This is a genomic window from Streptomyces sp. NBC_01244 (assembly GCF_035987325.1).
In the GTDB taxonomy this organism is placed as follows: Bacteria; Actinomycetota; Actinomycetes; order Streptomycetales; family Streptomycetaceae; genus Streptomyces.
In genome coordinates this window covers 2039939-2060475 of record NZ_CP108488.1, presented here as the reverse complement: position 1 = coordinate 2060475, position 20537 = coordinate 2039939, and the positions used below count along the sequence as shown (strand labels likewise).

The following is a 20537-nucleotide window of genomic DNA, read 5'->3' as shown; positions in this document are numbered from 1 at the left end:
CTGATCCCCCCGCACCCACCTGAGGAGCCCTCATGCGGATCGGCATCATCGGCACAGGCCGGATCGGATCGACCCTGGCCAGGATCCTCGTGGCGGCTGACCACCAGGTCGTGCTCGCCAACGCCCGGGGCCCGCAGAGCCTCGCGGCCCTCCTCGGCGAACTGGGCCCCGCGGCCTCGGCGGCGCACCCCGCCGAGGCCGCGGCCCGGGCCGAAGTCCTCGTACTGATGCTGCCGTTCGACAGCGTCCGGGGGCTGCTGGAGCAGGAAGCCGTACGGGACACCGTGCTGGTGGACGCCACCAACGCGTTCAGCGGCCCCGGCGCCCCCCGGGATCTCGGCGACCGGGGATCCAGCGAACTCGTCGCCGAATGGTATCCGGGGACCCGGATCGTCAAATCCCTGAACACCATGCATTTCGAGACGCTCGCCGTCGCCGGCACCGCGCCGGGCCCGCGTCTGGCCCATTTCACGGCGGGCGACGACGGAAAAGCCAAAGAAATTGTCGCGGGAATCATCACGGATCTCGGATTCGCTCCCGTGGACACCGGCCCGCTGCACTCCGGAGGAATTCTCCAGCAGCCCGGCGGGCCCCTCTTCAACCGGCCGCTCACGGAAGCGCAGGCGCTGGCATGGACCTCTCACTGAATGTCAACGGAAGACCCGAGCAGTTCGCGGCGCAGCCGAACGAACTGCTCGTGGAACGGCTCCGCGACGGCCTCGGACTGACCGGCACCAAGGTCGGCTGCGACACCGGACAGTGCGGAACCTGCGTCGTCCGGCTCGACGGCCGCTCCGTCAAGAGCTGCCTGATCCTCACCGCGGCGGCCGCCGGCTCCGCGGTGACCACCATCGAGGGGGTCACCACCCCCGGCGGTGAACTCAGCGGCCTCCAGGAGGCCTTGCGCCAGGAGCACGGAACCCAGTGCGGCTTCTGCACCCCGGGGATGGTCATGGCCCTGGGCGAACTGGTCGACGGCACGGCCGACCGCGAGGCGCCCACCGAGCCCGAGATCCGCGAGTGGCTCACCGGCAACCTGTGCCGCTGCACGGGCTACCACAGCGTCGTACGGGGCGTGCAGCGCGCCTGCTCCGCCGCCCGCGCGGACGCCCCCGCGCAGCCGGCCACCGCCGCCGCGTCCGGACAGGAGGGGTGACGGAGATGACCACAGTGACGGGGGAGACCTCGCCCCAGGGGGGCGGAGTGCTGGGACAGCCGCTGGACAGCCGCGAGGATCCGCAGCTGCTGCGCGGCGAGGCCACGTACGTGGGTGACATCGACCTGCCGGGCACCGCCCACATGGCGATCCTCGGCAGCTCCGTGGCCCACGCGAAGATCCTCTCCATCGACACCAAGGCCGCCGAGCAGCTGCCCGGCGTGCTGAAGGTGGCCACCGCGGCCGACTTCACCGACGTCATGCCGCTGCCCTGCATCTGGATACCCGGCGGGGTCGAGAGCCACTTCCCGCCCCACCCCTACGGACTTCCCGGCTCCCGCCCGGTGCTGTCCGGCGACACCGTGCGCCACGTCGGCGACCCCATCGCCGTGGTCGTCGCCGAGACCCCGCGCCAGGCCGCCGCCGCGCTCGCCGCCATCTCCGTCGAGTACGAGCCGCTGACCGTGGTGACCCGCGCCGACGAGGCCCTCGCCGAAGGCGCTCCCCAGCTCCACGAGGCCGTCCCCGGCAACCTGAACGCGTACTGGACCTGCGGCGACAAGGACCGCACCGACGCGGCCATCGCCGCGGCCGAGGTCACGGTAGAGCTCGATCTTGTCAACCAGCGCACCATCAACAGCCCCATCGAGCCGCGCGGCGCGGTCGGCGACTACAACGCCGCCACCGGCGAGTACACGCTGTACGCCTCCACCCAGGGCCCGCACAACCACCGCTTCCTGCTGTCCGCCCTGGTCCTCGGCATCCCCTTCAACAAGCTCCGGGTCGTGGCCCCGACCGTTGGCGGCAGCTTCGGGACCAAGGGGTACCTGTACCCCGACATGCCGCTGGTCCTGCTGCTCTCCAAGGCGCTCGGCAGGCCCGTGAAATGGGTCGACACCCGCACCGGGCTGATGAACTCCACCGTCCAGGGCCGCGACCACCGCCAGCACGTCACCCTGGCCGGCACCCGCGACGGCCGGATCACCGCCGTGCGCTGCACGAGCTACGCCAACCTCGGCGCCTACCCCTCCACCATCGGCCCCGGTGTCGCCACCGCCCTGATGGGCCGCTCCATCAGCGGCATGTACGACATCGACGCCGCGTTCTGCGAGGTGTACGCCGCCTTCACCAACACCGTCTCGCTCGGCGCCCAGCGCGGCAGCGGGCGCGCCGAGGCCGCGTTCCTGATGGAGCGGCTCGTGGACCGCTACGCCTCCGAGATCGGCATGGACCCGGCGGCGGTGCGCCGCAAGAACCTGGTGCCCAAGGAGAAGTTCCCGTACGACAACGGCCTGGGCTGGACCTACGACTCGGGCGACTACCAGCTCAACTTCGACCGGGCCATCGAGCTCTCGGGCTACGCCGACATGCCCGCCCGCAAGACCGAGGCCCGCGCCCGCGGCAAGCGGCTCGGCGTCGGCATCGCCTCCTACGTGGCGATCTGCGGGGTCGGCCCCTCCACCCGGATGTCCAAGGAGGGCATGCTCGGCGGGACCTGGGAGAGCGCGAACATCCGCGTCCACCCGACCGGCGAGGTCACCGTCACCGTCGGCTCCGCCTCCACCGGCCAGAGCCACGGCACCGTCTTCGCGCAGGTCGCGGCCGACGAACTCGGCATCGACCCGGCGACGGTCCAGGTGTACGAGGGGGACACGCTCAAGGCCCCGTACGGGCAGGGCACTTACGGCTCGCGCTCCTACAGCATGGCGGCGCCGGCCATCGCCCTCACCGCCCGGAAGATCAAGAGCAAGCTGGTCAAGGCCGGTGCCGTCTTCCTCGGCGTCCCCGAGGAGAAGGTCGTCTACGCGGATGGCCAGGTCTTCGAAGAGGGCAACGAGGAGAACACCAAGACCTTCGCCGAGCTGGCGATGGCCATGTGGTACGGCTGGGGGCTGCCCCCCGAGATCGAGCCCGCCCTCGACGAGACCACCCACTTCGACCCGCCGGACTTCAACTACCCCTTCGGAACGCACGTGGCGGTCGTCGAGATCGACGAACTGACCGGCGAGACCGAGGTGGTGGCCTACACCGCCGTCGACGACGCGGGAAACATCGGCAACCCGAAGATCGTGCTCGGACAGATCGAGGGCAGCATCCTGCACGGCCTGGGCCAGGCCCTCATGGAGCACGCCGAGTACGACCTTGACGGGCAGCTCGTCAGCCGCGACCTGAACCACTACGCCCTGCCGCGGGCCATCGACGCGCCCTTCTTCACCCTCGACAAGACGGTCACCCCCTCCCCGCACAACCCGCTGGGAGCCAAGGGCGCGGGCGAGATCGCCACGGTGCCGCCCGCCGCGGCCGTCGTCAACGCCGTCGTCGACGCCCTGTCCGACCTGGGCGTCCGGCACATCGACATGCCCGTCACCCCCGAGAAGGTCTGGCGCCGCCTGAGAGGGGAAGCCCAGTGATCCTCACCGAGTTCGACTACGTACGCCCCGTCGGCCTCGACGAGGCCCTGACCCTGCTGGCCGGCCGCCCCGGCGCCCGGGTGCTGGCCGGCGGGCAGAGCCTGCTGCCCGGTCTGCGCACGGGGGAGGAGCGGGCCTCCCTGCTCGTCGACGTCCGCCGGCTCGAAGAGCTCCGGGGGATCGGGCGGACCCCCGCGGGGATCCGGATCGGGTCGATGACGACGCTGGCCGAACTGGCCGCGGACCCCCTGCTGCTGGCGGAGGCACCGGAGATCGCCGCCGCCGCCCGCGCCAACGGGGACCCCCAGGTGCGCAACCTCGGTACCGCCGGCGGCAACCTCGCCGCCACCGGCCGGGCCACCGACCTGCCCGTCGCGGCCATCGCCGCGGGAGCCACGGCCGAACTGGCCGGTCCGGGCGGGGTGTCCACGATCACCGCCGAGGAACTGGCCGCCTCCGGCGTCCCGGTGGGCACCGTCATCACCGCCCTCCTCGTCCCGGCCGCCGCGGGGGGCGGCGCCGCCTTCGAGAAGACCGCCGACCGGGCGACCCGCTACCCGGTCTGCGCCGCCGCGGTACGGATCACCCCCGACGGGCCGCGGATCGCGGTCACCGGGGCCACCGCCCGCGCGCTGCGGCTGCGCGGGGTCGAAGAACGGATCGGCGGGGGCCCGTACACCACGGAGAACGTGCTCGCGGCCTTCCGCGCCGAACCCCGGGAGCTGTTCGTCCCGGGGCGCGGCACCTCGGCCGAGTACCTCGGCCACCTCGCGGGCGTACTCACCGCCCGCGCGCTCACGAGGGCCGTGCAGGCACCCGCCTGACCGCCCACGACGGGGGAGTTGAAGCAGTGGAACCGTTGCCCACGACAGCACGGACCGGACCGTCCGCGCCCACCACGGGGGACCCCTTGAGTCCAGCCGCCGGCTCCGCAGGCGCACCGGGAGGCTCCGGCTTCTGGGTGGTGGGCACGGTCCTCGTCCTGCTGATGCTCTCCTCCTCCGTCCCCTCCGCCCTCTACGTGCTCTACCAGCAGGAGTGGGGCCTGTCCTCCGGCACGATCACGGTGGTCTTCGCCCTGTACGCCGTCACCGTGCTCGCCGGACTCCTGCTGTTCGGCTCGCTGTCCGACACCGTCGGCCGGCGCCCCGTACTCGCCGCGGGACTGGTCCTCGCCATCGTCTCCATGGGCCTCTTCGCCTCGGCCCGGGGACTCGGCCTGCTGCTCGCCGCCCGCGCCGTACAGGGGCTGGCGGTGGGCCTGGCCACCGGGGCCATGGGCGCCGCCCTGCTGGAACTCGCCCCGCGCTCCCGTCCCGCGCTCGGCGCCCAGGTCAACAGCGCCGGCCCGACCGTGGGCATCGGCCTCGGCGGCATCGGGGCCGGACTGCTCGTGCAGTACGCGCCCGCTCCGACCGTCCTGACCTACCTGCTGCTCGTGGGGGCCTTCACCGTCTCCCTGGTCGGCGTGGCCCGGATGGCGGAGAGCGCCCCGGGGCGGGCGGGCGGGAGCGGGGGGCCGGGTGGGAGCGGTGGGCCGGGCGCGAAGGGTGGGCCGGGCGCGAGCGGCGGGCCGGGCAGCGGCCGGCTGAAGATCGCCCCGCACCGGATCCACATCCCCGCCGCCGTGCGCGGCCGCTTCGCCGTGCTGATCCTGACCATCGTGGCCGTCTGGTCGGTCGGCGGCTTCTACCTCTCGCTGGGCCCGCACCTGGCCCTCTCCCTGCTCCAGAGCACCAACTACCTCGTCGGCGGAGCCACCGTGGCCCTCCTCGCCGGCGCCGCCACCGCCGCCCAGCTCCTGCTGGGCCGCACCGAAGCCCTGCGCACCGCCGTCCTCGGCCTGCTCGGACTGCTCGGCGGGCTGGCCCTGGTGCTCCTCGCGCTCGGGCTCGGCTCGGCCCCCGTGTTCCTCGTGGCCACCGCCGTCCTCGGAGCCGGCTGGGGCGCCGCCTTCCTCGGCTCCTTCCGGGCGCTCAGCGCACTGGCCGAACCCGCACACCGGGGGGAACTGACCGCCGCCGTCTACGTGTTCGCGTACCTCGCGATGAGCGTGCCGGCGGTGCTCGCCGGACTGCTCACCAACATCCACGGGCTGCACCGCACCTCGGTCGGCTTCATGGCCACCGTCGCCGCGGTGTGCGCGCTCGCCCTGCTGGCCACCCTGCGGATGGCCGCCCGGAACAGGACGGAAGGGAGCACCGCATGACGGGATCCGCGCCCACCGCCGCGCTGCGCACCGCCCTGCGCGGGCTGGAGATCTTCGAGGGCCTCACCGAGGAGCAGCTGGACTGGCTGGTCTCGGTCTCCGAACCCCGGGTGCTCTCCGACGGGGAGGTCCTCTTCCGCGACGGGGAGGAGGCCACGGGCTTCCACGTCCTGCTCTCCGGAGGCCTCGTGGTGACCAAGGTCGTCGACGGCCGCGAGGAGGTCCTGACCCGGCACTCCACCGAGGTGGAGAGCGCGGCCGCCGAGGACCACGACGGCAAACCCTCGGCGGCGCACCGGTTCACCGGCGAACTGCCGCTGCTGACGGACGGGTCGTACGTGGCCACGGCCGCGGCGAGCGGGCCGGCCACCACCGTGGTGGCGTACGCGAAGCCGGTCTTCTTCGAGATGCTGACCCGCTGCCACGGGGTGGCCGCCGTACTGATCCCCGTGCTGGCCTGGCGCATCAAGTCCTCCGAGGTCCAGGCCCGCAAGCGGGCCACCGTCGAAGCCCTGGGCACCTTGGCGGCGGGCCTCGCCCACGAGCTGAACAACCCGGCCGCCGCGGTGGCCCGTGCCGCGCAGGAACTGGCGCCCGCCCTGGACCAGCTCACGCGGACCGCCCAGGTCTGGGGCGCGGCCGCCTCGGACGCCGAGCGCTCCGTGTTCGACCAGCTCGCCGACGAACTGGACAAGCTGACACCGCCGTTGGTCACCGACCCGCTGGACCAGGCGGACGCGGAGGAGCAGATCGCCGACTGGGCCGAGGAAGCCGGCGCGGAGCGGGCGGGCCTGCTCGGTTCGGGGGTCTCCGACCTCGGACTGGATCTGGGCGGGCTGCTGGAGCGGCTGGAGGGTGTCGGGGAGCCGGCCCTGCCCGCGGCCCTGGACCACCTGGCGGCCCTCCTGGAGATCCGCTCGCTCGCCGCCGAGCTGCGGGCGGCCGGTCCGCGGATCTCGCAGCTGGTGTCGGCCACCCGGGATTACGCCAATCTCGACCGGGCCCCCGAGCAGCGCTTCGCGGTCACCGACGGACTGGAGAACACGCTGGTCGTGCTGCGTGCCAAGCTCGCCGGGATCGGGATCGTGCGCGCGTACGAACCGGACCTGCCCGAACTGACGGGCTATCCGAGCGAGCTGAACCAGGTGTGGACCAACCTGGTCGACAACGCGGCGGCCGCCATGGAAGGCGCCGGAACCCTCACCCTGCGCGCCCGGGTCGAAGGCGTCTGCATGGTGGTGGAGATCGCCGACACCGGCTCGGGCATTCCCGTGGAATCGCTGCCGAGGATCTTCGAACCCTTCTACACGACCAAGGACGTGGGGAAGGGAACCGGTCTCGGTCTGCACCTCAGCTACCGCATCGTGACGCAGCGCCACCACGGTTCGATCACGGCGCGCTCGCGTCCGGGGGAGACCCGGATGACCGTCCGGCTGCCGCTGTCGGGGACCGATCCGTCCTGCGCCGTACCGGCCGGCCCCACCGTTCCCACCGCTCCAACCCCATCGAAGAGTTGAAAGGGAGTCGACATGCCCAAGTACGACATCTCCACGCTGCACCCGGTGTTCGTCCGGCAGATGGACGCACTCGCCGCCCTGGACATCGAGGCGGTCATGAAGAACTACACCGATGACGCGGTGCTCTTGCGCTTCGAGGGCGTCTCCGTCGGCATCGACGCGGTGCGCGAGACGTTCACCGGGTACCTGACGGTGAAGCCCACCCTCGTGGAGCTGCAGGAATACGTCGAGACCGACGACACCATCTTCTACCGGGCGATCATGAACCTGAACGGCGAACCGGAGCACGCGTTCGGGACGCTCGTCGTCCGCGATGGCCGGATCTGGCGGCAGACTGCCGGCTTTGGCGGCTGATTGCCGAAATCTGGGTAGCGTGTGCGGGGAGGGTGGGGATGCGCACCCTCCCCGTATGTGCGACAGCCGTAGATATATGCAAGAAGCGTGAAGGGGAGGTCATGGAAACGGAAACCGGCCGGGTCGAGGCATTCAGTGACGGCGTATTCGCTGTCATCATCACCATCCTTGTCCTGGAATTGAAGGTTCCGGAAGAAACCGGATCCGACTTCTGGCACGGAGTGCGGGAGCAGTGGCCGCACTACGCCGCCTATGTGGTGAGTTTCCTCATCATCGGCGTGATGTGGGTGAACCACCACACCATCTTCAGTCACATCAAGCGGGTCGACCGCCCTTTGCTGTTCCTGAACCTCCTGGTGCTGATGGTGGTGTCGGTGGTCCCGTACACCACCAATGTGCTCGCCGAACACCTCATGGAAGAAGGGGGATCGGCCAATGCGGCGGCCGTCCTCTACAGCCTCGTCACCGTGGCCTACGCCTTGGCGTTCATGGCCTTCTGGTGGTACGTCACCCGCGTCGGGCACCTCTTCCACGACCAGGTGGACAAGGACGGCGCCCGGGCCACCAGGGTCCGGTTCGGTCTGGGTGCCATCGCCTACCCCTGCACCGTCCTCCTGGCGTTCTTCTCCGCTCCGCTCACTCTCGTCGCCCACTTCCTGATCGCGCTCTACTATGCGGCGAACCAGATCCCCATCCCCCTCGTGGTAGAAGAAGAGCGGCTCGAATCTGCCAGCGACCTCAGGAAGTAGCCGTCGGGACCTACGGCCGTTCTCCGCGGTCAAGTAGGGTAATGGATCTAGCTGGTCGCGGGGGAGGCCCAGATGGCTCGCGTAGTCCTGCCGGAGGAATCCACGAAGGAAATCTCCGAATTGATCGACGTACTGATCTCGCTCTTCTTCGAGTCGTTACCTCGGCGGGACCAGCGAAACTGGGCCCGCGTATACTTGAACGGCCTGGTGCAGACGAACGGCAAGAAAACAATTCGTAACATTGCCGGAACCGGGGCCAGTTCCGTCGAGCAGAGCCTTCAGCAGTTCATCAGCAAATCCCCCTGGGACTGGACCCCCGTCCGCCGCTCCCTCGCCCAGCACCTGGAACGCACCGCGCAGCGCCCGCTGGCCTGGGTGGTGCAGCCCATGGTCATCGAGAAGGCCGGCGACCGGTCGGTCGGCGTGGGACGGCAGTTCGTCCCCCAGCTGGGCCGCACCGCCAACTGTCAGCAGGCCAGCGGGATCTGGCTCACCTCCAGTGATGCCGGCTTCCCCGTCGAATGGACCCTCACCCTCCCCGGGCCCTGGACGGCGGAACTCCTGCGCCGCCGGCGGGCCGGGATCCCCGACACGGCCCGCTCGCTCACCCCCGCCCAGGACGCGGTACACGCGGTCCAGCGGATGGCCTCCACCTGGCAACTCCAGCGCAGGCCCGTGGTGATGGAAGTCTCCAACAGCGAACTGCCCCAGTGCATCGAGTCGTTCGCGATGCAGGACATCCCCTTCGTATTCAAAGTGGACGGCACCCTGCCCGTCTCCTTCGGCGGGGCGGGCCGGCACAAGCCCGGCCCGCACACCGCGCCGGCCCGCGAGCTGATCGACTCCCTGCGCTCCCAGCGGCGCGTCGTCGAATGGACCCGGCACGGCCGCGCCGAGGGAGCGGTCACCCTGCTCACCTCGGCCGCCATCTTCGCCACCCCCGGGGAGGACCGCATCGTGCCGGCCCCGCCCACCCCGCTGCTGCTCGTCGGGGCCTGGACCGAGACGGCCCTGCTGCCCTCGGAGTTCTGGATCACCAACATCGGCGACCGGCCGCTCGCGCAGCTCTTCCTCCTCGCCAAACTCACCGACCGGGTCGCCCTCGACTTCGCCGAGATCTGCGAGCCCGCCGGAATCCGGGACTTCGAGGGCCGCTCCTTCCGGGGCTGGCACCACCACGCCACCCTCGCCAGCGTCGCCCACGCCGCGATGCTCCTCGGTGCCCGCGGGCGGGAACCCCACCCGCCAAGAGCCGAGCCGTACCCCGGCCCGGCCCGCACCGCCCCCGCCCGTACGGTCACCGCCGCGCACGCCGCCGGCGCTCCCGCCCTGCCGCCGAGACCGGTCATCCCCGGGCAGAGCCCGCGTCGCGAGTACATCCGCTGATGCTCGACATCGCCGAAGAGCTACGCGCGTGGTGCGCCGCCGGACGGGACTTCGCCCTGGCCACGGTGGTCGCCGTCAGCGGCAGCGCGCCGCGCGGCCCGGGCGCCTCACTGGCCGTCGACACCGCGGGCACCGCGCTCGGCTCCCTCTCCGGGGGCTGCGTGGAATCCGCCGTGCACGAGCTGTGCCTCGAAGCCATCGCCTCCGGGCGCGGCGGCGTGCACCGCTTCGGGTACAGCGACGACGACGCCTTCGCGGTCGGGCTGACCTGCGGGGGAGTCCTCGACGTCCTGATCACCCCGGTGCGCCGGCACGACCCGGTGCGGCCCGTCGTCGGCGCGGTGCTCGACGCTGCCTGCGCCGGTTCCCGTTCCGCGCTGGGCCGGGTGGTCTGCGGGCCGCCGGAACAGCTGGGCCGGGCCATCGCCGTGCACGCCGACGGCTCCTACGAGGGCCGCCTCGGCGGGGGCGCCGCGCTGGACCGGGCCGCCGCCGAGCGGGTCCGGGGCTGGCTCGCGGCCGGCCGCACCGGCACCGCCGAGCTGGGCACCGCGGGCGGGCTCTGCGGGCAGCCCCTGACCCTGCTGGTCGAATCGGCCGCCGAGCCGCCCCGGTTGCTGGTCTACGGGGCCATCGACTTCGCCGCCGCCCTCACCCGGATCGGCTCCTTCCTGGGCTACCGGGTCACGGTCTGCGACGCCCGGCCCGTATTCGTCACGGCCGCCCGGTTCCCCGACGCCCACGAGGTGGTCGTGGACTGGCCGCACCGGCACCTGGCCGCGGAATGGGAGGCGGGACGCCTGGATTCCCGTACGACCGTGTGCGTCCTGACCCACGACGCCAAGTTCGACGTCCCGCTGCTGACGCTCGCGCTGCGCCTGCCGCTCGGGTACGTGGGCGCCATGGGCTCGCGGCGCACCCACGAGGACCGGGCGCGGAGGCTGCGGGCGGAGGGGGTGGAGGCGGCCGCGCTGACCCGGCTGCGCTCGCCGATCGGCCTGGACCTCGGCGGGGGAACCCCCGAGGAGACCGCGCTCGCCATCGCCGCCGAGTTCACGGCCGTCCGGTACGGCGGAACGATTCTCCCCCTGGCCGGGAGCCAAGGGCCCGTCCACGGCCGGGCGGACCCACCACGGCCGGGCGGACCCGCCACGGCCCACCATCCGGAGGACCAAGGTCCCGTAGGAAGCGACCATCCGGCCCCAAATGTCCTGGACGATCGGCCGGGGCGGTGTGAACACCAGGTCGTGTGAGAATGAAGTACGTGCGTTCCTCGACTGCCCTGTCGGGGTCACCTCCGAACGACTGGGATGTTCAGCACGTGCGTTTTCTCAATGACCTGAAGCCGCCGTACGACCTGACGTACGACGATGTGTTCATGGTGCCGAGCCGCTCCGCGGTCGGTTCCCGGCAGGGCGTCGACCTTTCCGCGCCTGAGGGCACCGGCACCACCATTCCCCTGGTCGTGGCCAACATGACCGCCATCGCCGGCCGCCGGATGGCCGAGACGGTCGCCCGCCGCGGCGGCATCGTCGTCATCCCGCAGGACATCCCGATCGAGGTCGTCACCGACGTCATCTCCTGGGTGAAGACGCGCCACCTCGTGCTCGACACCCCGATCACGCTGGCGCCCACCCAGACCGTCGCCGACGCGCTGTCCCTGCTGCCCAAGCGGGCCCACGGCGCCGGCGTCGTCGTCGACGCGGACGGCCGCCCGGTCGGTGTCGTCACCGACCACGACCTGACCGGCGTGGACCGCTTCACCCAGCTCTCCGAGGTCATGTCGAAGGAGCTCCTGCTCATCGACGCCGACATCGACCCCCGCGAGGCCTTCACCAAGCTCGACGCCGGCCACCGCAAGCTGGCCCCCGCCGTCGACAAGGACGGCAAGCTCGTCGGCATCCTCACCCGCAAGGCCGCGCTGCGCGCGACCCTGTACACCCCCGCCACCGACGCCAACGGAAAGCTGCGCATCGCCGCCGCCGTCGGCATCAACGGCGACTTCGTGGCCAAGGCCAAGCAGCTGCTCGACGCGGGCGTGGACACGCTCGTCATCGACACCGCGCACGGTCACCAGGAATCGATGATCAGCGCGATCAAGGCCGTCCGCGCCCTCGACCCGCAGGTCCCGATCGTGGCCGGCAACATCGTCGCCGCCGAGGGCGTCAAGGACCTGATCGACGCCGGCGCCGACATCATCAAGGTCGGTGTGGGCCCGGGCGCCATGTGCACCACCCGCATGATGACCGGTGTGGGCCGCCCGCAGTTCTCCGCGGTGCTGGAATGCGCCGCCGAGGCGAAGAAGCACGGCAAGCACGTCTGGGCCGACGGCGGCGTCCGTCACCCGCGCGACGTGGCGATGGCGCTGGCCGCCGGTGCGTCCAACGTCATGATCGGCTCCTGGTTCGCCGGTACGTACGAGTCCCCGGGCGACCTGCAGCAGTCGGCCGACGGCCGCCTGTACAAGGAGTCCTTCGGCATGGCCTCCGCGCGCGCGGTCCAGAACCGCACCTCGGAGGAGTCCTCCTACGACCGTGCCCGCAAGGGCCTCTTCGAGGAGGGCATCTCCACCTCGCGGATGTTCCTGGACCCGGCCCGCCCCGGCGTCGAGGACCTGATCGACTCGATCATCGCGGGCGTCCGCTCCTCCTGCACCTACGCCGGTGCGGCCTCCCTCGCGGAGTTCGAGGAGAAGGCCGTCGTCGGCATCCAGTCCGCCGCGGGCTACGCCGAGGGCAAGCCGCTGCACGCCAGCTGGAGCTAGTCGAGCCTCACCACCGCGCCGGGGTCCCCGTGGGGGCCCCGGCGCAGTGCTGTCCGGACCCGCCCGGGACCGGGGCCGCGGGACCGACGGGCAGGGGACCGACGGGCGGGGGCAGGGGTCCGGTGCCACGCTGGTCGTACCCGATCCGCGAAAGGCAGTCGTCATGATCACCACTGACTTCGTCCCCGGCTCCCCCTGCTGGCTCGACCTCGGCGCACCCGACGTCCCCGCCGCGGCGGCCTTCTACGGGGCCGTCCTCGGGTGGGACTACGAGTCCATGGGCGAGGGTGAGGACATGGAGGGCGGCATGTTCCGGAAGGACGGCAAGATCGTCGCCGGGCTGGGCAAGCTCACCGAGGAAGGCGCCCGCCCGGCCTGGATGATCTACTACAGCGTCCCCGACGCCGAGGCCACGACCCGGGCCGTCCGGAGCGCCGGCGGCACCGTCCGGGTGGAGCCGAGGAAGCTCGACGAGTGGGGCACGATGGCGCAGTTCAGCGACCCGCTGGGAGGCCAGTTCGCCGTCTGGCAGCCCGGCGAGACCAAGGGCGTCGACCTCGTGGACCAGCCGGGGTCGTTGTCCTGGACCGAGCTGTACACGAGCGACGCAACGGCCGCCCGGGAGTTCTACGGGACCGTCTTCGGCTGGCAGTTCAGCGACATGCGGATGCCGGGAGGCGAAGGCACGTACACCCTGATCACCCCCGCCGGGCAGCCCGAGGGGAGCATGCAGGGCGGCCTCATGGAACTCTCCGCGGACGACCTCGCCGTGGCGGGCGGGCGGCCGTACTGGCACCCGGTCTTCCACGTCACCGACTGTGACGCGGCCGTCGCCGGGGTCACCGCGCGCGGCGGCAGCGTACAGATGGGTCCCGCGGACGCCGAGGGCGTCGGCCGGCTGGCCGTCTGCCTGGACCCGTCGAACGCCGACTTCGTGGTGCTGGACCCGACCAAGGACTGACGACCTGAGATCGGGGGCCCGGACCGCCGCCTTTCCCCCGGCCACACCGCCCGCCGCGGCGCCCGGGACGACCGTTCACCGACGGGGGACGACCGGTGGGCGCAGGGTGCGCCGGGATACGTCAGGCGGCGGATAACTCCGCGCGCACGGTCCGGCACGCTCAGGGCATCCCGACTCGGAAGGGGAAGCCCATGTCGCTCGTGTCGTCCATGACGTCCAGGTCGCCCATGCCGGCGGATGCCGGCACCGGCACCGGCGCCGTCCCGGTCACCCGCCGCCGCACCGACGCCTACGCCCTCGCCCGGCTGGAGCGGGAACACGGCAAGGCGCTCCACGGATTCCTCCTCGGCCTCACCTTCGGTGACCGCCACCGGGCCGAGGACCTCGTCCAGGAGACCCTGTTCCGGGCCTGGAAGCACCCCGAGGCCCTGGAGAGCGGCGCCCACGCCTCCATGCGGCCCTGGCTCTACACCGTCGCCCGGCGCGTGGCCATCGACGCCCGCAGGGCCCGGCTGTCGCGCCCCGCCGAAGTCGGGCCCGACGGGCTGGAACAGTCGCCCGCCGACGAGGACCGCACCGAGCGGTCCGCCGCCGTCCTCGACGTCCGCGAGGCCCTGCGATTACTCAGCCCCGATCACCGGGCCGTGCTCCTGCTCATCTACTTCCGCGGGGCCAGCGTCTGCGAGGCCGCCGAAGCGCTCGGGGTGCCCGCCGGTACGGTCAAATCCCGTACGTACTACGCCCTGCGGGCCCTGCGCGCCCTCCTGCCCGGCTACGATGACGGCCACCTCCGCGCGTGAGCGGACCTCCAGTTTCCCCAGGATGTGCGAGACGTGGGTCTGCACGGTCCGGCGGGACAGGAACAGCGCCGAGGCGATCTCGGGGTTCGTCCGGCCCCGCGCGACCAGCAGCGCCACCTTCAGCTCCGCCGGAGTCAGCGCCTCCCACCCCCGCGCGGGCCTGCGCCGCGCCGCCCGGCTCCCCCTGCGCACACCCAGGCTCCGCAGCCGGGCGTCGGCCCGGGCGATGTCCCACCGGGCGCCGAGGAGCTCGTACGAGGCCACCGCGCCGGTCAGCGCCGACCGCGCGCCCGGCAGGTCCCCGTGCCAGGCCCGGGCCACCGCCAGGTCCTCCAGGGTCTGGCCCGCCACCAGGCCGCCCCGCGCCAGCGCCGCCGTCTCCGCCAGCAGCTCCGGGTCCTGCGCGAACAGCCCGCGGCAGCGCAGCAGCGCCAGCGCCGGACCCGGCTGCTCCGGCAGGGCCGCCGCCGTGCGGGCGCAGGCGGCCACCGCCGACCGGGCCGCCTCGGTGTCCCGGTCCTCCAGCGCGAGTCGGACGGCCTCCGACAGCGCCCAGGGGCGGTCGAAGGCCACCGCCTCGTCCACACCGTCCTCCAGCGCGGGAAGCAGCGCCTCCAGCGCCTCGCGGGGACGCCCCTCGCGCTCCGCCAGCAGGGCGCGGGCCAGCAGGACGCGCGCGGTGTGCCGACGGGCCGCGGGCGGCTCGTGCGCGTCCGGGCCCAGCGCGGCCAACTCCGCCCGGGCGGCGTCCTGTTCGCCACGGTGGCCCAGGATCAGGGCGCGCAGCCCGTGGGTCAGCACCGGCAGCCAGCCGTCCGAGACGGGCATGCCCTGCGCCCGGGCGAGACCGGCCAGCGCGGCGTCCCAGTCGCCGAGCCGGTAGCGGAGGTCGGCCAGCAGGGCCTCCGTGACCACGAGCCGGCCCGTCGAACCGGTCCGGGCCGCCAGCTGCCGGGCCTCGCGCAGCGCCGCGGCGGCGGCGTGCGGCTCGTCGAACCGCAGGTGGCCCTCGGCCTGGTTGGCGAGCAGCAGCAGCCGCATGTCGTTGGCGGCCGGGCTGCGGCGGGCGTGCGCGATCCCGGCCGCCACGTGACGCAGCGACTCCCGGCCCCGGTTGAGGTGGAACAGCGCGAAGGACATGGCGTGTTCGGCCTCCGCTCCACAGAGCGGATCGCCGAGCAGCCGCGCCCGGGCGACCAGCGGCCCGGCCAGCGCGTACGCCTCCTCCGGCCGGTGCAGATCGGCCAGCGCCAGCACCCGGCACGCTTCCAGGCGCAACCGCAGTCCCGCGAAGTGCGCCTCCTCGGCCAGCGCCTCCTCGGCCAGCGCCTCCTCGGTGACCTCCAGGGAACGGGCCATGTCCCCCTGGATCATCAGCGCCGACACCAGCTTGAAGGCGAGTGCGGCCCGCCGCCCGGGATCCCGCGCCCGCTCCCGCAGCGTCCGGAGCAGCTCCACCGACTCGGGCCGGCGCAGCGTCAGCGCGGCATCGGCGAGGCCGTCCTCCAGGGCCTCCCGGTACGGACTCCCGGGCTCGTCCGGGGGCTGGTCCGGGGACTGGTCCGCGCGCTGCTCCCGGCTCTGCCCGGCGCCTTGCGCAGGAGCCGGGCCCGCGCCCTGTCCGGTGCCCCACTCGGTGGTCTGCTCCGTGCCCCGCTCGGTGTTCCGTTCCGTGCTCTGTTCCACGGCCCGGCGCAGCAGGGCGGCCGCCGTTTCGGGTGCCACCGCGATCAGGACCTGCGCCGACCGGGCCGTCCACCGCACCGCCCACGGGTCCAGCACCCCACCGGCCAGCAGCTGTGCCGCGGTCCGGGCGGGATCGAGCCCCGCCTCGGCGAAGGCCCGCGCGGCGTCCTGGTGCAGGACGCCGCGGGCGGCGCGCGGCAGCTCCGCGTACAGGGCCAGCCGTACGGCCGGCTGCCGGAACCGCAGGCCGTCACCGTCGGCCGGGTGGTGCCCGGGCGGTCCCGCCGGGAGCGCGGCGGGCAGGGGGGCCGGTTCCAGTACTCCGGTCAGGAGGGGCGTCTCCAGGTCGGCGAGCAGGTCCCGGACGGGGAGCGTCCGTACGAGGGCCAGCTCGCGCGCCGTGAAGGCCGGTCCGAGCAGGGCGGCGTGCCGGAGCGTGGCCAGGGTTGCCGGGGGGAGCCGGCTCAGCTCGCGGGTCGCCGCCTCCGGGGGCGGCGGCAAGTCCGTTACGGGGAGCGTCAGTTCGGCGGACGACTCGCCGACTTCGATGAGGCCGGACCAGTGCGCGAGCAGCTCCCGCAGTAGCCGGGGGTTGCCGCCCGCGTGCCCGGCGGCCTCCCGCAGCCGGGGTCCGGGCGCGGCTCCCAGCACCTCGCGGACCAGCGCGGCCGACTCCGCCCCCGTCAGCGGCTCCAGCCGGAGCGTCCGCCCGCCCGGCCCGCCGCCCAGGGAGACGCACAGCTCCTCCACCTCCGCCCGCCGGGGCAGCCGCCGCCGGGCCGTCAGCAGCAGCAGCGGCAGCCGCTGCGTGGCCCGTGCGAGGTGGCGCCACAGCAGCAGGGAGGCCGGATCCGCCCACTGGAGGTCGTCCAGGGCCAGCAGCAGCGGCCGCCGCGCGCACCACTCCTCCACGTCGCCGGCCAGCAGGTCCACGGCCGCCAGCAGTGCGCCGCCGGGCTCGGCCGACCGGGCGGCCTCCCGCAGCAGGGCCAGCGCCCGCGCGCGCCCGGGACCGGCCGGGTGAAGGCAGTCCAGCGCCGCGCGCAGCGGAAGCCCGGTGCCCAGTGCCTCGGCCGCCCCGTACCGCACCCGGCAGCCGAGCGCGGCCGCCTCGGTCAGCGCCTCGCGCAGGAAGGCCGTACGGCCCGCGCCCGGCTCCCCTTCCACGATCAGGCAGGCTCCGCCGCCCTCCGCACCCGCCCGCACCCATGCCCGTAACGCGTCACGGCACTCGTCGCGGTGCTGCTCTCGCCCGACCCGCACGTCGGCGATCCCTCCGGTCGTTCGCGCCCGCTCCAGGATGGCAGCTCACGGGCCGGTCAGCGCCGGGGAATTCGGCCAGGTGGGGCCGAACTGTGCACCCCCGCACGGTATTTGGGAATCCGCACCGTTATCTTCATGCCCGCGCCCACGCCCGTTTCGATGACGAGCCCGTGGCCGTCCCCGTAGACCTGGCGCAGCCGATCGTCCACATTGGTCAGCCCGATGCCCGAGGAGGAGCCCGCGTGCTCCCCGGCCAGGATCCGGCGCAGCAGGGCCGGATCCATCCCGACGCCGTTGTCCTCGATGGTGATCAGCGCCTCCGCGCCGGCGTCCCGGGCCGCGATGGTGATCTTGCACTCCCCGGTCGAATCCTCCAGCCCGTGCTTGACCGCGTTCTCCACCAGCGGCTGCAGGCACAGGAACGGCAGCGCCACCGGCAGCACCTCGGGCGCCACCTGCAAGGTCAGCTTGAGCCGCTCCCCGAACCGGGCCCCGGCCAGCGCCAGGTACTGCTCGATGGACCGCAACTCCTCGGCCAGCGTGGTGAACTCCCCGTGCCGCCGGAAGGAGTACCGGGTGAAGTCCGCGAACTCCAGCAGCAGGTCCCGCGCCCGCTCCGGATCGGTACGCACGAACGAGGCGATCGCGGCCAGGGAATTGAAGATGAAGTGCGGGGAGATCTGCGCGCGCAGCGCCTTGATCTCGGCCTCCATCAGCCGGGTCCGCGAACGGTCCAGCTCGGAGAGCTCCAGCTGCACGGAGACCCAGCGCGCGACCTCGGTGGCGGCCCGCACCAGCACCGCCGACTCCCGCGAGCCGTAGGCGACCAGCGCTCCCAGCATCCCGTCCTCGCCGGTCAGCGGGGCCACCACGGCCCACTTGAGGGGGCAGTCGGGCCGCTCGCACTCGGTGCGCACGCTCTGGCTGCGCCCCGACTCCAGCATCACCGCGACCCGGGCCATCGCCCGGCGCTCGTGGTGGTCGGCGCCCGGGCCGTCCCACGCGAGGACGTGTCCGCGGTCCGTCAGGCACAGGGCCTCGGTGCCCAGGAGGGAACGCAGTCGTTTGGCGGCCTTGCGGGCGGCGTCCTCGGTGAGGCCGGCGCGCAGCGGGGGAGCGGCGAGGGAGGCGGTGTGCAGGGTGTGGAAGGTGGCCCGTTCGACGGGGGTGCCGAGGTCGAGGCCGAGGGCACGCTCGCCCCGCCGGGCCTGGCGGCGCCCGCCGATCCAGCCGAGCCCCAGCAGCAGCACTCCGCCGGCCGCGCCCAGCACCGAGAGCAGTGCTCCGGTCATGGTGTGCCGCCCCTCGTCGAGAGCAGTGCTCCGGTCGGCGTGCACCGGCCTCGGCCGAGAGCGGTGTTCCGGGTCGCCGCGGCCCCGGCATCTGCCGTGAGCTCCGCTCCGGCCGTGGAGCACCGCGCCATGATCGGAGCGCCGCTCTCGTTCCGGTGTGCTGCTCCGGTCACAGATCGCCGCCCTTCCTCGAGGGCGTCGTGGAGACGCCCTCGCCACTGCCCGGGCCCGGGCCCGCGCCCCCGGCGGTCGTCGGAGCCGGCTCCGACCCCGAGGCCACGTCCTCCGGGAGATGGAGCCGCGCCAGCGTCGCCGACGTGCCCGGCGGGATCCGCCCGCGCGTACCCAGCGACACCAGCACCATCGTCAGGAAGCCGAGCGGTACCGACCACACCGCCGGCCATGCCAGCAGCGTGTTCGCCCACCCCGCCGGAGCCAGCCCGGCCCGCGTCGCCAGCACCGCGCTCAATGCCGCCCCGCCCCCCGTCACCAGCCCGGCCACCGCCCCCGGCGGCGTCAGCCCGCGCCACCAGATCCCCAGCACCAGCAGCGGACAGAACGAGGACGCCGACACCGCGAAGGCCAGCCCCACCGCGTCCGCCACCGGCACCTGTGTCACCAGCGCGCTCCCGGCCAGCGGCACCAGGATCGCCACCAGCACCGCGACCCGGAAACTGCGCACCCCGCGCGAAGGCAGCACGTCCTGGTGCAGCACCCCCGCCACCGCCATCGTCAGTCCCGAAGCCGTGGACAGGAACGCCGCGAACGCGCCCCCCGCCAGCAGCGCCCCCAGCAGGTCTCCGGCGAGCCCGCCCACCACCCGGGCCGGCAGCACCAGCACCACCGCGTCCGCCTCCCCCGTGAGGGCCAGCTCCGGGGTGTAGATCCGGCCCAGCGTCCCGTACACCGGCGGCAGCAGGTAGAAGGCGCCGACCAGGCCGAGCACCACCAGGGTGGTGCGCCGCGCGGCCCGCCCGTTCGGGCTCGTGTAGAAGCGCACCGCCACGTGCGGCAGCCCCATGGTCCCGAGGAAGGTGGCCAGGATCAGCCCGTACGTCGCGTACAGCCGCAGCTCCGGCCGGTCCCCGGACAGCGGCTCCGACCAGCTCGACACCTCCGGTGCGGCCTCCGCCCGGCTCTGCGGCACCTCGGAGTCCGGGGCGAACTCCAGCCGGGCGCGTGCCCGTACGGAATGCTCCCCGGCGCCGAGGGTCACGGACTGCCCCGCGTACGCGCGCCCGTCCACCTGCCCGGTCACCGTCACCGTCAGCGGCGCGTCCAGGGACAGCCGTACGTCCTCGGCCAGCGTGACGGCGGTGTGCTCGCGGAACACCGCCGGGGCGTCGAAGGAAGCGCGCGGGGCGCCGTCCCCCGCCCAGGCCGCCAGCAGGAAGAACGCGGGCACCAGCAGGGCGGTGAGCTTCAGCCAGTACTGGAAGGCCTGCACGAAGGTGATGGACCGCATCCCGCCGGCCGCCACCGCCGCCGTCACCACGCAGGCGACGACCACCCCGCCCACCCAGTGCGGGGCCCCGGTCAGGATCTCCAGGGTCAGCCCCGCGCCCTGGAGCTGCGGCAGCAGGTACAGCCAGCCGACGCCGAGCACGAACAGCACCGCGATCCGGCGCACGGCCTGCGATTCGAGCCGGGCCTCGGCGAAATCGGGCAGCGTGTACGCGCCCGAGCGGCGCAGCGGTGCCGCGACCAGCACCAGGAGCACCAGGTACCCGGCGGTGTAACCCACCGGATACCAGAGCATCTGCGGCCCCTGGAGCAGCACCAGCCCGGCCACGCCGAGGAAGGAGGCCGCCGAGAGGTACTCGCCGCCGATGGCCGCCGCGTTGAGGCGCGGGCCGACCGTGCGCGAAGCCACGTAGAAGTCCGAGGTGGTCCTGGATATCCGCAGGCCCAGCGCGCCGACCAGCACCGTGACCAGGACGACGACGGCGACCGCGGTCAGCGCGTACGTCTGGTTCACCGGCGGGTCCT

General features: G+C 73.2%; 15 protein-coding genes and 1 pseudogene. 13 read left to right on the top strand and 3 right to left on the bottom strand.

The features are described from left to right. Positions 1-32 precede the first annotated feature (32 nt). The 13 genes from OG247_RS08945 (at position 33) to OG247_RS08885 (ending at position 14307) form a co-directional block, all read left to right on the top strand. Complete coding sequence (locus tag OG247_RS08945) at positions 33-647, top strand: NADPH-dependent F420 reductase (protein WP_327251737.1); 615 nt, start codon at positions 33-35, stop codon at positions 645-647. Further along, positions 632-1156 (top strand): (2Fe-2S)-binding protein, encoded by a 525-nt coding sequence (locus OG247_RS08940; RefSeq protein ID WP_327251736.1) that lies wholly within the window; start codon positions 632-634, stop codon positions 1154-1156. The genes OG247_RS08945 and OG247_RS08940 overlap by 16 nt, the downstream gene beginning before the upstream one ends. Positions 1157-1161: 5 nt before the next feature. After that, positions 1162-3567, top strand: coding sequence for a xanthine dehydrogenase family protein molybdopterin-binding subunit (locus OG247_RS08935; protein WP_327251735.1), 2406 nt, complete (start codon positions 1162-1164; stop codon positions 3565-3567). Beyond that, complete coding sequence (locus OG247_RS08930; RefSeq protein WP_327251734.1) at positions 3564-4391, top strand: FAD binding domain-containing protein; 828 nt, start codon at positions 3564-3566, stop codon at positions 4389-4391. Before OG247_RS08935 ends, OG247_RS08930 begins: the two co-directional genes overlap by 4 nt. Positions 4392-4477: 86 nt before the next feature. Beyond that, on the top strand, positions 4478-5776 hold the full coding sequence (locus tag OG247_RS08925) for an MFS transporter (protein WP_327251733.1): 1299 nt from the start codon (positions 4478-4480) through the stop codon (positions 5774-5776). Continuing rightward, a complete protein-coding gene (locus OG247_RS08920; RefSeq protein ID WP_327251732.1) occupies positions 5773-7293 on the top strand; it encodes an ATP-binding protein in 1521 nt (506 codons plus the stop codon). The genes OG247_RS08925 and OG247_RS08920 overlap by 4 nt, the downstream gene beginning before the upstream one ends. A gap of 12 nt (positions 7294-7305) precedes the next feature. Continuing rightward, positions 7306-7647 (top strand): nuclear transport factor 2 family protein, encoded by a 342-nt coding sequence (locus OG247_RS08915; RefSeq protein WP_243334431.1) that lies wholly within the window; start codon positions 7306-7308, stop codon positions 7645-7647. Positions 7648-7748: 101 nt separating this feature from the next. Further along, positions 7749-8396 (top strand): TMEM175 family protein, encoded by a 648-nt coding sequence (locus OG247_RS08910; RefSeq protein ID WP_327251731.1) that lies wholly within the window; start codon positions 7749-7751, stop codon positions 8394-8396. Between the two features lie 72 nt (positions 8397-8468). After that, entirely contained in the window at positions 8469-9782 is a 1314-nt protein-coding gene (locus OG247_RS08905; protein ID WP_327251730.1) for an IS701 family transposase, read from the top strand. After that, the gene (locus OG247_RS08900) at positions 9782-11035 is read left to right on the top strand and encodes an XdhC family protein (RefSeq protein ID WP_327251729.1); all 1254 of its coding nucleotides are present in this window, start codon (positions 9782-9784) and stop codon (positions 11033-11035) included. The genes OG247_RS08905 and OG247_RS08900 overlap by 1 nt, the downstream gene beginning before the upstream one ends. Positions 11036-11037: 2 nt before the next feature. Continuing rightward, positions 11038-12546 (top strand): GuaB1 family IMP dehydrogenase-related protein, encoded by a 1509-nt coding sequence (locus tag OG247_RS08895; RefSeq protein WP_327251728.1) that lies wholly within the window; start codon positions 11038-11040, stop codon positions 12544-12546. Positions 12547-12709: 163 nt separating this feature from the next. Then, positions 12710-13507 carry a VOC family protein gene (locus OG247_RS08890; protein ID WP_327251727.1) on the top strand — a complete coding sequence of 266 codons (798 nt, stop codon included), beginning with the start codon at positions 12710-12712 and terminating at the stop codon, positions 13505-13507. A 227-nt stretch (positions 13508-13734) separates the two neighbouring features. Then, positions 13735-14307: a sigma-70 family RNA polymerase sigma factor gene (locus OG247_RS08885; protein ID WP_327257394.1), complete on the top strand. Its 573-nt coding sequence runs from the start codon at positions 13735-13737 to the stop codon at positions 14305-14307. A 36-nt stretch (positions 14308-14343) separates the two neighbouring features. Here the strand turns inward: OG247_RS08885 and OG247_RS08880 are convergent. From OG247_RS08880 to OG247_RS08870, 3 genes and pseudogenes are all read right to left on the bottom strand, one after another. Continuing rightward, a pseudogene (locus tag OG247_RS08880) lies at positions 14344-17256 on the bottom strand (helix-turn-helix transcriptional regulator); the annotation flags it as partial. Positions 17257-17312: 56 nt separating this feature from the next. Next, positions 17313-18548 (bottom strand): histidine kinase, encoded by a 1236-nt coding sequence (locus OG247_RS08875; RefSeq protein WP_327251726.1) that lies wholly within the window; start codon positions 18546-18548, stop codon positions 17313-17315. A gap of 169 nt (positions 18549-18717) precedes the next feature. Continuing rightward, complete coding sequence (locus OG247_RS08870) at positions 18718-20526, bottom strand: sodium/solute symporter (protein WP_327251725.1); 1809 nt, start codon at positions 20524-20526, stop codon at positions 18718-18720. Between the last annotated feature and the right edge of the window lie 11 nt (positions 20527-20537).

Coding starts and splice junctions, on each gene's coding strand:
- OG247_RS08945 (WP_327251737.1), top strand. CDS start 33: ATGCGGATCGGCATCATCGGCACAGGCCGGATCGGATCGACCCTGGCC.
- OG247_RS08940 (WP_327251736.1), top strand. CDS start 632: ATGGACCTCTCACTGAATGTCAACGGAAGACCCGAGCAGTTCGCGGCG.
- OG247_RS08935 (WP_327251735.1), top strand. CDS start 1,162: ATGACCACAGTGACGGGGGAGACCTCGCCCCAGGGGGGCGGAGTGCTG.
- OG247_RS08920 (WP_327251732.1), top strand. CDS start 5,773: ATGACGGGATCCGCGCCCACCGCCGCGCTGCGCACCGCCCTGCGCGGG.
- OG247_RS08915 (WP_243334431.1), top strand. CDS start 7,306: ATGCCCAAGTACGACATCTCCACGCTGCACCCGGTGTTCGTCCGGCAG.
- OG247_RS08910 (WP_327251731.1), top strand. CDS start 7,749: ATGGAAACGGAAACCGGCCGGGTCGAGGCATTCAGTGACGGCGTATTC.
- OG247_RS08905 (WP_327251730.1), top strand. CDS start 8,469: ATGGCTCGCGTAGTCCTGCCGGAGGAATCCACGAAGGAAATCTCCGAA.
- OG247_RS08900 (WP_327251729.1), top strand. CDS start 9,782: ATGCTCGACATCGCCGAAGAGCTACGCGCGTGGTGCGCCGCCGGACGG.
- OG247_RS08895 (WP_327251728.1), top strand. CDS start 11,038: ATGAAGTACGTGCGTTCCTCGACTGCCCTGTCGGGGTCACCTCCGAAC.
- OG247_RS08890 (WP_327251727.1), top strand. CDS start 12,710: ATGATCACCACTGACTTCGTCCCCGGCTCCCCCTGCTGGCTCGACCTC.
- OG247_RS08885 (WP_327257394.1), top strand. CDS start 13,735: ATGCCGGCGGATGCCGGCACCGGCACCGGCGCCGTCCCGGTCACCCGC.
- OG247_RS08875 (WP_327251726.1), bottom strand. CDS start 18,548: ATGACCGGAGCACTGCTCTCGGTGCTGGGCGCGGCCGGCGGAGTGCTG.